The following is a 13,507-nucleotide window of genomic DNA, read 5'->3' as shown; positions in this document are numbered from 1 at the left end:
CTAGCCTCTTTTAACTTTAGTTCCTTCCTTGGTATCAATCAAAACAAAACCTTTTTTAGCAAAAAAATCCCTAATTTCATCTGCACGCTTAAAATTTTTTTCACATTTAGCTATTCTTCTTTCTTCAAGCAAAATTTTCATATTCTCATCAATAACTATATTATGATTTTCTGATTTTTTTAAAATTTCTTCTCTTAAATTAAGCGATATAATCTCATCAAAAATAAAAGCTAATTTAAGCTTTGAAACAAAGCCTAGATTTTCAGATTTAATTACCTCCCAAAGTAAAGCCAATCCTTTAGAAACATTTAAATCAAAAGAAACTTTTTCTACAAAAGAATCATAATATTCTTTTTCTATACTAAAACCAAAATTTTTTAAATCTTTATTAAGCATATTTAAATCAGCTGGATCTAAAGATGCATAAAAATAGCTTAGCCTGTTTATCATATTTTCCCTAGCAATCTTACTTGCTTTAAGATTATTAAATGAAAATTTTAATTGATTCCTGTAGTGTGATGTTAAACATAAATACCTAAAATCAAGAGGAGAAAAATTTTGTTCTTCTAAGCCTTTAACTGTAATAAAATTCCCATGTGACTTTGACATCTTGTTATAATCCATGATCAAAAATTCTCCATGAACAAAAATATCACACCATTTCTTATTCAAAAAACACTCTACTATTGCTATTTCATTTATATGATGAACTCCAATATGATCAACTCCGCCTAAATGAATATCAAGTGTATCTTTGAAATACTCCAAATTCATAGCGGCGCACTCCAAATGCCAACTCGGATAACCAAATCCCCAAGGAGAATCCCATTTCATTTCCTGATCTTTAAATTTAGAATTAGTAAACCACAGAACAAAATCGGTTTTATTTCTTTTAAATTTATCAATATCAACCCTGGAAAAAGCCATATCTTTATCAATCAAATCAATGCCAGCCATCTCACCATAGCTTTTAAAACAAGAAGTATCAAAATACACATTGCCATTAGAAAAATAAGTAAATTTTTTTTCTTCAAGAATTTTAATAACCTCTATCATATTAGGAATATGTTTACTTGCAATAAGAACTTTATCGGGATATACAACGTTTAATTTTTTACAATCCTTAAAAAAAGCTTCCGTAAAAAATTTACTAATCTCATAAACTGTAAGGCCTTTCTCTCTTGCCGTTTTAGCAACTTTATCTTCTCCATCATCAAGATCACCTGTTAAATGCCCAATATCTGTAATATTCATTGCATAATTAACTTTATACCCTAAAAACCTTAAAGTTTTAATTAACAAATCTCCAAAAATATAAGTTCTAAAATTTCCAATGTGAGCGTAATTATAAACAGTGGGCCCGCAAGCATACACTTTAACATCAGAAAAATTTGCTAATTCTGAAAAATCCTTTGTTCTAGTATTATATAATTTTAAAATCATACATTTCTCAAAATTGAAAAAATACAAAGTCTAATTTATTATTAAGTAAGTATGATTAAAAGACTAAATAATTTTTTTGAAAAAATCAATATAAAGCCTCAAACAAAAAATCTGATTAACTACACAACATATAAAATTGGAAACATTTCGAAATTATTTCTCATTCCTAAAAATATTCAAGAAGCTGAAAATATTTTTAAAGCAGCAATAGAAGAAAAAATTACACTATTTATTCTTGGAGGAGGATCCAATATTTTAGTCAATGACAAGGAAGAACTTGATTTTCCAATAATATACACCGGACATCTAAATAAGATAGAAGTTCACGACAATAAAATTGTAGCCGAATGTGGTGCAAATTTCGAAAATTTATGTAAAATTGCGCTCAACAGCAGTTTAAGCGGCCTGGAATTTATCTATGGGCTACCTGGAACACTAGGGGGAGCTGTATGGATGAATGCCAGATGCTTTGGAAATGAAATCTCTGAAATACTAAAAAAAATTACATTTATAAACGATAAAGGAAAGACTATTTGCAAAGAATTTAAAAAAGAAGACTTTAAGTATAAAGTATCACCTTTTCAAAATAAAAACTTTTTCATATTAAAAACTGAATTGAACTTAAAAAAAGAAAATAAGAAAATTATTGAAGAAAAAATGAATAAAAATAAACAGGCAAGAATAAACAAAGGTCACTATTTATTCCCAAGTAGTGGGAGCACTTTTAAAAACAATAAATCATTTCTAAGACCTAGTGGACAAATAATTGAAGAGTGTAAACTCAAGGGGCTAAGCGTTGGGGGAGCTGAAGTATCTAAATATCATGGAAACTTTATTATCAATATTAACAATGCCACTTCAAATGACATAAAGAGTTTAATTGAAAAAGTAAAAACTGAAGTCTACTCGAAAACTGGACTTTTACTCGAAGAAGAAGTGCTTTACATAGGATTTAAAAATCAAAAAAGCTAAAAAATAATATCTTTAATCTCATCATTAATCTTTTGAGTCAATTCCTTTATCTTTAATATCTTATCCTTAGAAGATTTCATCAAAGATGAATATTCTTGAAGAGAACTTATTGCGTCTAAATTCATCTTAGAAACTTTAAACTCTTTTAAATCTTGACTAAAGTTGTTAAACTTGCTGCTCACAAAAAAATGGTTATTAAATATTTCTTTATACATATTCTTAGCATCTCTGATCTTAGTATCGTGAGACAAATACCTTTCTTTAAACTCACCAATTTCTTTAAAATGCTTAGCAAGAGTAAGGTCTACTTTCTCGTGTCTTGAAAAATTGCTGTCCACATTATCTTGAATGTCTATAAAATTTTTATAAATTGTATCGATCTCTGAATTAATTACCGCAATAATACTATCAACCGTTTTAAGTTCATCTTTAATGGTTTTAGAATATTTTCCAGAATTAATAGCAAGCTTTCTAATTTCCTCAGCAACAACTGCAAAACTTTTACCCGCATCGCCTGCTTTTGCTGCTTCAATTGCTGCATTCATAGCAAGCATATTAGTCTGAGCTGAAATTGACACTAAAAGTTTATTTGCACTTTGTAAGCTATTTGTTTGAGATAAAAGATCTGCAAAATTTTTATTCACATTTTCAAAAACAATATTTAAATCAAGAACTTTACTTTTAATATTTTCAATATCAGTAGAATTTGTAGTAGCAACTTTATTAAAAATTTCCAAATTTTTATCTATAGTATAAAAAAAACTAACATTCTCTTCAAAATTTGAGGAGATTTCTGACATATGCTTATTGTGATCATTAATTGGATCAGCAACAGATTCAAAGCCTCTTAAAATATCAACAATTGATTTTTCAAATCTAGAAAAAGTATCTCTTAGTTGCTCGTAAGCTAAAACGCTAGAATCTATACTTTCAGTATTTAACATAGCAGTTTCTATTTGTTCTAAATAAGCATTTAAATCTTCAGAATAAAATTTTATTTTCTCAAAAGATTTGTTACTTTTGGACGAAATACTGTCCAGCTTTGAACTAATATAAGAAATAATAGCCGACGAATACTTAACCTCTAAAGGGGGCTCAAGATTAAAAGGATCGCTTTTTGATTTTTGATAATTAACAATTCTGTTAAAATCATTAATTAATGAAAAAATAAAAGTATTGCACAAATAAAATATAATTGCAAAAGATGATAATAAGAATATAAAAAATACAACCCAATTTGATTTAAACATAATAGGAATAGAATTGACATTAAAAATCAATCCTTGAATCAAAAAATCATCGGTTTTTACAAAGCTTAAAGAATAAAAATCGCTTTCATAATTAAAAGTATGCTGAGAAGCAGAAGAATCTTTTTTAATATAGGCTATAACTTTGTTCAAAACATTCTCACTATAAGATGTAGAAAAAGATTTGGCCTTAAGATTATTAAAGTTTAAAAAAATGGGCATATAATTTCTATCAAGCATAAAAAAATTATAATCCTTACTGCTAAATTTAAGAGAAGAATACAGTTGATTTTCAATAATATCAAACGATTCATCAAAACATACTAGAATCCCTATAACGCCCAATGTTGCAACAGAATCCCTAACGGGAAAACTTACTATAGAATAAATTTTTCCATCTATTCTCATGAACCTTGAATAATATTTAAAGTTTTTTTCTACAGGAACAGAATAAATTGGATCAAGTCTAACATCTTTTAAGCTCAGAGATGAAAAATTTAAATTTGATATTAAAACATTTTTCCCTATAGGAATATAAAATATACCTTCTAGTGAATTTTCTGCTACAGGAATAGTTTTAAAAATTTTATCTATAGAGCTAAATTCTCTTGACTTTAAAAACAAATCGCTATTTTCATCTAAATTATCACCCAATTTTAAACTTGAAGACAAAAGAAAGCTCTTTGAAGAATTCACCAATATCCCAAACCTATAGCTGTCTTTTATAAACTCTTCAAGAAACCTAGAGGATTCCAAATATTTAGCCCTAATAACAGAAGAAGCGCTGTTTAAAAATAACTTAGCATCAAATTTAAAGCGATCCAAATATTCATTTTTATGATTTATATAAGAATAGCCTATAAATAAAAAGTTTAAAAAAAGAAATCCAAATAAAATTAGATAAAGAAACCGTTTAGTATTTTTCAGATTAACATCGATTAAATTCTCATCAGTCATAAAAGCTCTCCAAACATAACATTAATATGATTAAAACCTTAAAACAAAACTTTCACCTTCACAAATAATGTATAAATAATTACTAATAATAATAATTAGCAAATTAGACTTTTCTTTCTAAATCTTAAAGATTAAATCCCCAAATATTTGCAAATAATTATTTTATTATTTAGCTACATGCATATATAATTATATAATAAAACATATGGAATACTAAAAATTTAATATTTTAAAATTTTATGAAAAATCAAAATTTTGAGGGGACTTAGTGAAAGAAAAGAAACTTAACTCCAACCTTTTTTATAAATTTAATTTTATAATTCTGGCATATACAATAATCATTATTGCAACAACCTTTTTACTATTAGACCAAGGCTATAAAAAAATAATAACAAAAGAACTTCAAGACTTTACAAAATTCATTAACCAAGCAATGATTAAAAGCTTTTCTGATGAATCTAAAGAGATAATAAAAGCCTTAAGCTTATTAACAGCTAGGCATGATTATAAATCTGCAATTCTAAATAACAGAAGTGATGATCACTTAGTATCTGACAAGATTTTAGTTACACTCCCGTCCTTTATTAAGATAATAGAGTATGCAAATAAAGATGGATACATAATAGCATCAAGTGAAAAAAGAAGAAATGGTCAATACATGAGCTTAAAAGAATTACTCTTGGGTAAAGCTATAACTGCATTTCAAATTTCAATTCTTTACAACAGTTTAGCGAAAATAAATAACAATTTTTATATTCCAATAGCATATAAAATAACAGATTCAAAAAAATCTAATATTGGATATATTATTTTATATGCTGACATTTCAGAAAAAATTGCTGAACTAAAAGAATATCTTTTATTGCTTTTGGAAAACTCACTACTAGAACAAAATGCAAGCAGCCAAAACTCATCAAAATACTTTAATGTATACATAATAAACAGCAGTGGAGATGCATTTGGGGGAAAAGATGAAGTTTTGAAAAACATAAAGCACATATTTGGCTTTAACGTAAAAACATTAACTCAAATATTAAGCGCATTATCTCAAGGAAAAGCAAATTACAATACAAGCAATTCAAATGAAATAATCTCCTTAGCAAGAATCACAACATCTAATTGGTACTTAGGAATAAAGATAGATTACAATAACATATTTTCAAAAGAATTTAAAAATATGAGATTGGTTTCACTTTCCATTATATTTATTTTGGTAATAATTTTTATACTAATAATGATATCAACAATAAAAACTTTAATAATATCAAAAATAGATAAACTCAATGTTGTCATTCCAAAAGTTAAAAACGGCGACTTAACATTTAAAATCGAATCTAAAGGCAAAGATTCAATAAGCTCAACAATAAATCTTTTTGGGCATTTTATTGAAAATCTAAAAAATGTAATCAATTCACTACAAGAACGAGTGAGGCTGCTTAAAGAAAACGGAGACCATTTATTTAGTGAAATAAATAAAACCCATAGTACAATAAAAAATTCAAATCAATACATAGAAAAAACACAAGAAGAAGTAGAAAAACAGGTAGAATTCATCTCTAATACAACAGGCGTAATTGAAAGTCTTTCAAAAAATATTTCGTCTCTTGACAACTCAATTGAAACTCAAGCCGCAAGCGTTGAACAATCCTCATCAGCTATCGAAGAAATGATAGGGGGGATACAATCAATAACAGAAATAACTCAAAAAGCTGCAAAAAGCACAGAAGAACTAAAAAGATTTTCTGATGATGGGCGAAAAAAACAAGAAGAAGTTATTACTCAAATCAAAGAGATTTTCAAAAACTCAACAAGATTACAAGAAGCAAACTCTTTAATTTCATCCATAGCCAGCCAAACTAACCTACTCTCAATGAACGCTGCAATTGAGGCATCTCATGCTGGTGAAGCTGGAAAAGGATTTGCCATTGTTGCAGAAGAAATAAAAGACTTAGCAGAACAAGTAACATCACAATCAGAATCTGTTGCTTCATCAATTAACGAAATAATGGATTCAATAACTAAAACTGTAAACACCTCTGAATTAACAAATAAAGCTTTCAATCAAATATTCGATTCAATCAATCTAGTTGTTCAAGTAATAGAAGAAATAAATCACACAATGCAAGAGCAATCAATAGGTAGCCAAGAAATTTTAAAGGCTTTAAATACAATGAGGGAAATAACATATGAAGTAAAGATTGGCTCAAATGATATGTTTAGAGGCAACAAAGAAATCATTAGCACTTTTAAACTATTAGGAGAAATTAATATTACAGTCTCAAACTCAATGAAAGGGTTAAAAGAAGAGATTAATAAACTAGTAGAAGCAATTGAGCGTATTAAAGTTTTAGGAACTACAAACTCAAGCCATATTTCTGGAATTAGTGAAAGTACAAATCAATTTAAAACCAAATAGAATGGAATAAAGGGAAATAATATGCAAAAAAAGACATTTTATAATACTGAAAAATATCTTAAAAGTCATTTAATGCTATTTCCTATTTTTGCTTATACAAAAAACTTTTTAGATGCTAGTATCGCATCTGTTTGGATTTCACTGTGCATTATATTCCCTGCCTTAATAATCAATCAAATAGAACTAAAAAAACATAAAAGTCATATATTAGGAATATATCTATTAATAATAGGAATTTTTACTAGTCTTACTTACTTATTCATGCTATACTTAACACCAACCTTATACAAAGAATTCAAATTTTCAATACCCATTTTAATAGCCATAATAATATCATTCCATAAAAATGAGCCTTTTAAGATCATGAAAAATCCATCAATGATAATTAAATATTCTAAAATTCCAATTTTAATTTTCATTGCTCTAAGTTCAACAATTTCAATTATTAGAGAAATATTAAACACAGGAAGTTTAAAACTTTTTAACAAAGAGATACCTATAATAAAAGAGTTTATAAATACAAAAATGTCAGCCCATAGCTCAAACATTTTTATTTTAGCGTCTTTAATTTTACTATTAATCAATATACTAACAAGTGTTAAAGAGGAAAAAAATGACTAAAAGTGTTAAAAAAAATATTAAAAACGAAATTAGCATTATAGTTGCCAATCTGGCATTATCAAAAAATATAAAACTGGACAAAATCAATATAAATATTCAAAAACCTCCCAAAAGTGATTTAGGAGATATTTCCATATTAATATTTGAACTTAGCAAAACCTTAGAACTTCCTATTGCAACTATCTCTGAAGAAATAATAAAAACTCTTAAATCTAAATATGAAATTAAAGCTATGGGGCCTTACTTAAACATTAAAATTCCTAGAAAAGAATATATAAACAATACAATACAAATGGTAAATGCCCAAAAAGATAGCTATGGAACAAGTAAATATCTAGACAATAAAAAAATAATATTGGAATTTTCATCGCCAAATACAAACAAACCACTGCATGTAGGACATCTCAGAAATGACGCAATAGGAGAAAGTCTGTCAAGAATATTAAAAGCTGTGGGTGCAAAAATTACAAAAATAAACTTAATAAACGATCGGGGAGTTCATATCTGCAAATCAATGCTTGCATACAAAAAATTTGGAAATTGCATTACCCCGGAAAAAGCTTTTAAAAAAGGAGACCATTTAATTGGCGAGTTTTATGTTGAATACAACAAATACTCACAAGAAAATGAAAATGCTGAAAAAGAAATTCAAGATCTACTTTTAAAATGGGAACAAAAAGATAAAAACACAATTGAACTTTGGGAAAAGTTAAATAAATGGGCAATTGAAGGAATAAAAGAAACATACAAAACTACAAACATCTCATTTGATAAAATTTACCTTGAAAGTGAAATTTTTGAAATTGGAAAAAATGTCGTATTAGAAGGGCTTGAAAAAGGATTTTGCTATAAGCGAGAAGATGGCGCAATATGCATTGACCTGCCTTCTGACTCGGATGAAAAAGCAGAGGCTAAAGCAAAACAAAAAGTACTAATAAGATCAAACGGAACATCTATCTATCTTACCCAAGATTTAGGAAATATAGCAATTAGAACAAAAGAGTTTAATTTTGACGAAATGATTTATGTGGTTGGAAGTGAGCAAATTCAGCACTTCAAAAATTTATTTTTTGTATCAGAAAAATTGGGAATTTCTAAAAACAAACAACTTATTCATTTGTCACACGGAATGGTCAATCTTATTGATGGCAAAATGAAATCAAGAGAAGGTAATGTAATTGACGGGGATAATTTAATCTTAGAACTAATAGAATCAATAATGCCTGAAATTACACAAAAAATTGATAATAAAGAGAATGCTAAAAAAAATGCTTTAAATATTGCACTAGGAGCAATTCACTATTATCTGCTAAAATCAGCTGTACATAAAGATATTGTATTTAACAAAAAAGAAAGTCTATCTTTTACAGGAAATTCTGGACCATATATCCAATATGTTGGAGCAAGAATTAATAGTATTCTTGAAAAATATAATGCACTTTCTATTCCAATAATAAAAAAAATTAATTTTGAACTTTTAAAACATGAAAAAGAGTGGGAAATTATTAAAATAATATCAGAATTAGAAGAAAATATAATCAAGGCGGCAAAAGATTTAAACCCTTCAATACTTACAAACTATTCATACTCACTTGCAAAGCATTTTAGCGCATACTATCAAGAAGTGAAAGTAATAGATATAAACAATACAGATTTAACAGCTGCAAGAATCGAATTTTTAAAAACTATATTGCAAACAATAAAAAATTGCATGCACCTGCTCAATATTCCTTATATGTTAAAAATGTAGACAAGAAAATTCTACAAAATTTTCTTGTCTAATATCCGTTTAAATCTAGGTCACTTTTACTAAAAATTAATCTTATTTTATCTTCATACTTTTGAGATATATAATATCTTTTTAACTTAAGGGTATTGGTAAGCTCTTCCCCAATTGAAAAAGAATCCTGAAGTAAAACAAAGCCTACTATTTTTTCAAAATTTTTAAAACCCGATTTAGTATTAATAGTATCTGAGATATGCTTAGAATAAAGTTTGTTAACACCCTCATTAACCAATAAATCACTTCTAGAAGAAAAAGATATTCCACTGGAATTTGCCCATTTTTCAAGATTATCAAAATTAGGCACAATAACGGCTCCCAAAAATTTTTGATCTTGACCAACAATCATAATATTTTCAATAAATAAAGATTTACCCAAAACTCTCTCAAGAGGCTCAGGTTCAATATTTTCTCCTCCTCTGAGAACGATTGTATCTTTGCTTCTACCAACAATTGAAATTTCATTATTAATTGTCAATCTAACTAAGTCTCCAGTGTTAAACCAACCATCTTCTGTTAAAACTTCACTGGTCTTAGCCTTATCCTTAAAGTAACCACTCATTATTTGTGGTGACTTTACCCAAAGCTCACCTTTTTCTCCATAAGGCAAAACTTTCCCATCAATTCCAACTACTTTGTATTCAACATCTGGCAAAATAGGGCCTACGGTTCTTGCTACGGGACCCTTAAGACGCCTAACACTCAAAACAGGACCCGTTTCAGTAAGACCATAACCTTCAAGAACTTTAATTCCTATAGCCTTAAAAAAATAATCAACATAATCAACCAACGCCCCACCACCAGAAACTCCAAATTCAAAATTTTGTCCAAGGGCATTTTTTATTTTTTTAAATACCAAAATATCACCTAATAATTTAATAGGAAAAATTAAAATAATTCCAATGAATAAAAATAACTTTGAAAAAATTGAAATAAATAAATTGGGTTTTCTATAAACAGGTGAAAAACCTAAAAATTTTTCATTAAGCTTTGCATAAATAATTCCAATTTTTAAAAATCCCCCAAACACAAGTTTCTTAATTAAAGATTCTGATACCTTTTTAATAATGCCTATTCTTATGCCTTCCCAAATTCTAGGTACAGAAATAATCATTTGAGGGTTTAAAAGTAAGAAATCTTTTAACAAAACAGGGCCTATAGGCTTTGAATATGCAATTGCTACACCCTTTAAAGCAACTATATATTCACAAGCCCTTTCAAAAGAATGCCAAAGAGGAAGAATAGAAATCATTATCTTGCCAGGTTTAATTGCTGGAAGATAATCATAAAGTCTGTCTAATTGAAAAATAAAAGATTCATGTCTTAACATCACTCCCTTTGGCATACCTGTTGTACCAGAAGTATATATTATAGTTGCAATATCTTTTGAAGAACCTTTTTCAATCTCTATATCAAATGATTTTGGATTAGCTCTTAAATGCTCAGCTCCAAGTTCTAGTAATTTTTTATAAGAAAAAACAGTAATAGTCCCCATTTTTTCTTCATAAGATTTATCATCATCAATAACAACAATGTACTTCACCAATCTAAGATCATGTTTTTTGGATAAAACTTTTTGAAGTTGTTTATTGTTTTCAACAAAAATAAAAGTGGATTCAGAATGGTTAATAATATAAGTTAATTCATCCTCAGAAGAATCATTTCCCCGTGGAACATCAACACAACCTAACCCTAAAGCAGCAATGTCAATTATTACCCACTCTCTTCTAGAATCAGAAATAATGACAACCTTTTCTCCCCTTTTAATGCCATAATGCAAAAGCCCAGAAGCCACTCTTTTTACCTCATTCCAAAAGTCAGCATATATTTGCTTCTTAAAACTTTTAGAATCTCCTTCCTTATACATAAAAATATCAAGCTCACTATAAAGAGTTATTGCCTCTTTAAAACGCTTGGGCACAGTATCTCTCATAAATCCCCCTCGAATCAATTTGAAATTAACTTAAAACAAGCAACAGGATACTAACAATAATATTATAAAAACTATGTATAAAAATCACATAATATACATTTTTATACCTTAAATAGATAAAAGCAAAAAATATCCCTAATATAAATGTAACCAAAAATCCTAACATTCCATAATATAAATGTCCATAAGCAAAAAAAATACTACTGAAAAAAATGGCAACTACAGCGGGAAATCCCATTTGTGCAAACTTGGTAATAACAAAAGCCCTATAAAACAACTCTTCAAAAGATCCTGTAAAAAAAGAGGTAAAAGTCATTAAAAACAATGATTTTTTACTGCTAATTTTCCAATTAAATCCAACATTGTTTTGGAAATAATAGGCAAGTGCCGATTCTGGCAACAGATATTCAAGTAAAAAAGCTATCAAAAAAATAAATATCATTGCACTCAATATTGTTTTAATAAAAATTACAACAGATTCCCAAATAAAAATAAATTTAAATTTAGGAATAAAAAACTCTACTCTAAAATCATCATAAGAGCTGGTAAGTTTAAAAAAATAAATTATAAAAACAATTAAAAAAGATCTTGAAATCCAAAAATAATAATGGTTTTCATTAACATTCCAAAATTCTGAATTGACATTTTCAAAAGGAGATGCGAGATAAATAACTACATAGACCAAAAAAATATCAAGCAAAGCTAGCTTGAATGGATATTTATTTTTTAACAATTGCATAAAGTATTGTAATTAAATAATCATTAATTGTCAATTAATGATTATTGATTGATTAATCAAAACAAATTAAAATTCAAAAGATAATTATTATTAATAAAAAATTAGGAATATTATAAATGATTTTAATATTTATCCTTATTTTAATAAATTTATCAATTCAATATTATTTAAAACTCAATTTGATTTATTTTGACATAATACTAACATTATTTTTTATAATAAAAAATAACAAACACCTAGCACTTAGTTTTATTTTTTGCACAATATTGCTATTAAGCTTTCAAGCTAGATTAAATTTTAAAACATTGGAAAAAAATATTTATCAAATAACAAACATTAAAAATTTTAAAAAAGATTCAAAAACCATTATTGAAGTAATTGACAATAAAATAAACACACATAGATTCAATTTCAAAAATATTGAAAATATTTATAAAATCGGAGATACCATTAAAATTGAAAACCAAAAAATAAAACTTATTAAAAGACCCTTTTTTGCCAAGCTTAGAAAAAAGTATACAAACAATTTAAATAATTTTTTTACCACATTAAATCCTAGTTATTCCCATTTTGCAAAAACAATAATTTTTAATATCAAGTCAGAAATAACAAAATATGAAAAAACATTATTTCAAAATGCAGGGGTTGCCCACATTTTAGTAGTGTCTGGACTACATTTTTACCTAATAAGCTTAATAAGCTTACTATTTACTTTTAATAATCACAAATGAAAAATTAAAATACTTAATACTAAGCATAATTTTATTAAATTATCTAATATTAACTGGATTTACACCTTCAACACTAAGATCATTTCTAATGACAGAATGTCTTATAATAAGACAAACTAATTTACGGAAAAATTAATTTAATAAGCTGTACATCTATTAGTTTTATAATAAATGCTATTACATTCCCCAAAACACTAAATTCAATAGGATTTCAGCTCTCCTACCTTGCAACAATAGGGATATCAACATCGGTTTATCTAAAAAATAGATACAATCTTAAAAGACTAACATCATCAATGCTTACAACGTTTTTTATTCAAATATTCACTTCACCGGTAATTTATGTTAACAATTTTGATCTAACACCAATTTCAGTGCTATCAAACTTAATAATTATTCCATTAATATTAATTTTCTTATCAATAACAATATTAAGCCTAATAACTTACTTTTTAAGCTTAAATTTATTTTTTTCCTTGACCTTATAAATGCCTACATATTCCAAACAATAAAAATTACAGCAACATTTTTTAGCAAATTCTTTATAGTAAAGCACCACCAAATACCTATATTTTTAATATTAAGTATTCTCCTTATAACTTACATTACTTATAATAACGAAACCAAAAAAACTTCAAAATAATCCAAAAATAGCTGCAAATATA

8 protein-coding genes and 1 pseudogene are annotated in these 13,507 nt (G+C 27.0%); 5 read left to right on the top strand and 4 right to left on the bottom strand.

Annotated features, from left to right (window positions below):
- Positions 1-1,443 carry a cysteine--tRNA ligase gene (locus BG_RS02980; RefSeq protein ID WP_011193906.1) on the bottom strand — a complete coding sequence of 481 codons (1,443 nt, stop codon included), beginning with the start codon at positions 1,441-1,443 and terminating at the stop codon, positions 1-3.
- A 51-nt stretch (positions 1,444-1,494) separates the two neighbouring features.
- Here BG_RS02980 and murB point away from each other — a divergent pair, with 51 nt between their 5' ends.
- Entirely contained in the window at positions 1,495-2,415 is a 921-nt protein-coding gene (gene murB / locus BG_RS02975) for a UDP-N-acetylmuramate dehydrogenase (protein ID WP_011193905.1), read from the top strand.
- Here murB and BG_RS02970 read toward each other — a convergent pair.
- Positions 2,412-4,619 carry a methyl-accepting chemotaxis protein gene (locus BG_RS02970; RefSeq protein WP_011193904.1) on the bottom strand — a complete coding sequence of 736 codons (2,208 nt, stop codon included), beginning with the start codon at positions 4,617-4,619 and terminating at the stop codon, positions 2,412-2,414. The two genes, murB and BG_RS02970, sit on opposite strands and share 4 nt — an antisense overlap.
- A gap of 268 nt (positions 4,620-4,887) precedes the next feature.
- On the opposite strand from BG_RS02970, the gene BG_RS02965 reads away from it, so the two are divergent.
- From BG_RS02965 to argS, 3 genes are read left to right on the top strand one after another with little or no spacing between them, the layout of a single operon-like run.
- The gene (locus BG_RS02965) at positions 4,888-7,035 is read left to right on the top strand and encodes a methyl-accepting chemotaxis protein (protein ID WP_011193903.1); all 2,148 of its coding nucleotides are present in this window, start codon (positions 4,888-4,890) and stop codon (positions 7,033-7,035) included.
- Between the two features lie 21 nt (positions 7,036-7,056).
- Positions 7,057-7,656 (top strand): hypothetical protein, encoded by a 600-nt coding sequence (locus BG_RS02960; RefSeq protein ID WP_044007913.1) that lies wholly within the window; start codon positions 7,057-7,059, stop codon positions 7,654-7,656.
- Positions 7,649-9,406 carry an arginine--tRNA ligase gene (argS, locus tag BG_RS02955; RefSeq protein ID WP_011193901.1) on the top strand — a complete coding sequence of 586 codons (1,758 nt, stop codon included), beginning with the start codon at positions 7,649-7,651 and terminating at the stop codon, positions 9,404-9,406. Before BG_RS02960 ends, argS begins: the two co-directional genes overlap by 8 nt.
- A gap of 28 nt (positions 9,407-9,434) precedes the next feature.
- Here the strand turns inward: argS and BG_RS02950 are convergent, their stop codons facing one another.
- Positions 9,435-11,372, bottom strand: a complete 1,938-nt coding sequence (locus BG_RS02950; RefSeq protein ID WP_011193900.1) for an AMP-binding protein — start codon at positions 11,370-11,372, stop codon at positions 9,435-9,437.
- Positions 11,373-11,397: 25 nt separating this feature from the next.
- Entirely contained in the window at positions 11,398-12,111 is a 714-nt protein-coding gene (locus BG_RS02945) for a CPBP family intramembrane glutamic endopeptidase (protein WP_011193899.1), read from the bottom strand.
- A gap of 116 nt (positions 12,112-12,227) precedes the next feature.
- On the opposite strand from BG_RS02945, the pseudogene BG_RS02940 reads away from it, so the two are divergent.
- A pseudogene (locus tag BG_RS02940) lies at positions 12,228-13,485 on the top strand (ComEC/Rec2 family competence protein).
- Positions 13,486-13,507 lie beyond the last annotated feature (22 nt).

This window comes from Borreliella bavariensis PBi, assembly GCF_000196215.1.
In the GTDB taxonomy this organism is placed as follows: Bacteria; Spirochaetota; Spirochaetia; order Borreliales; family Borreliaceae; genus Borreliella; species Borreliella garinii.
Note: the sequence above shows the minus strand (reverse complement) of the source record. Positions and strands in the feature narration are given on the sequence as shown.

What these genes read in the sequence shown, in the direction of transcription:
- argS (WP_011193901.1), top strand. Translation starts at nt 7,649, where the DNA reads ATGACTAAAAGTGTTAAAAAAAATATTAAAAACGAAATTAGCATTATA.
- BG_RS02980 (WP_011193906.1), bottom strand. Translation starts at nt 1,443, where the DNA reads ATGATTTTAAAATTATATAATACTAGAACAAAGGATTTTTCAGAATTA.
- BG_RS02970 (WP_011193904.1), bottom strand. Translation starts at nt 4,619, where the DNA reads ATGACTGATGAGAATTTAATCGATGTTAATCTGAAAAATACTAAACGG.
- BG_RS02945 (WP_011193899.1), bottom strand. Translation starts at nt 12,111, where the DNA reads ATGCAATTGTTAAAAAATAAATATCCATTCAAGCTAGCTTTGCTTGAT.
- BG_RS02960 (WP_044007913.1), top strand. Translation starts at nt 7,057, where the DNA reads ATGCAAAAAAAGACATTTTATAATACTGAAAAATATCTTAAAAGTCAT.
- BG_RS02950 (WP_011193900.1), bottom strand. Translation starts at nt 11,372, where the DNA reads ATGAGAGATACTGTGCCCAAGCGTTTTAAAGAGGCAATAACTCTTTAT.
- murB (WP_011193905.1), top strand. Translation starts at nt 1,495, where the DNA reads ATGATTAAAAGACTAAATAATTTTTTTGAAAAAATCAATATAAAGCCT.